At 67.5% G+C, this 523-nt stretch carries 1 protein-coding gene; it reads right to left on the minus strand.

All coding sequences use genetic code 11. The features are described 5' to 3' along the window. Positions 1–523 (minus strand): filamentous hemagglutinin N-terminal domain-containing protein (locus ACXJKJ_RS32160; protein ID WP_457395810.1); only part of this gene is annotated, 523 nt, incomplete at both ends.

Below are 523 nucleotides of genomic sequence, written 5' to 3' on the forward strand. Positions count from 1 at the left end.
CAGATGCCGGCGTTGACCTGCAGCGAGCGGGTGATCAGATCGGTGTAATCCACGCGGCTGGTATCCAGCCCGTCGCCGCTGATGTCGATCGTCCCGCCCGTGACCCGGTAGCCATCCAGCGCGCCGCCCTTGAACACCGGCGTGCCGGTGGTGAGCGTCACCCGGCTGGCATTGAGGAAGCCACCCCCGTTGACCTGGATGCCGGCCGGGTTGGCGATGACCACTTCAGCGCGTTGGCCGGCCACTTCAATGTAGCCATTGAGGCGGCTGGCCGGCCCGTTGACTTCGTTGAGGATGACCTTGGCGCTGCCGGTGGCCAACCACGGATTGCCCTGCACCCAACCACCGAGCTGGGTCTGGGTCTGCCCGCGCGCATTGTTGAGGATGGCCCCTTCCGGGCCGACATCGAACTGCGCATAGCGGTTGCGCGATACCCCGCCGGCGGACGGCGTGGTGATATTGACCATGGGCACGCCGTTCGGCCCGGCCAGCACGGTCGGGCGTTCGTTACCCGGCGCAGTGG

The sequence above is a fragment of the Roseateles sp. P5_E1 genome (genome assembly GCF_054049335.1).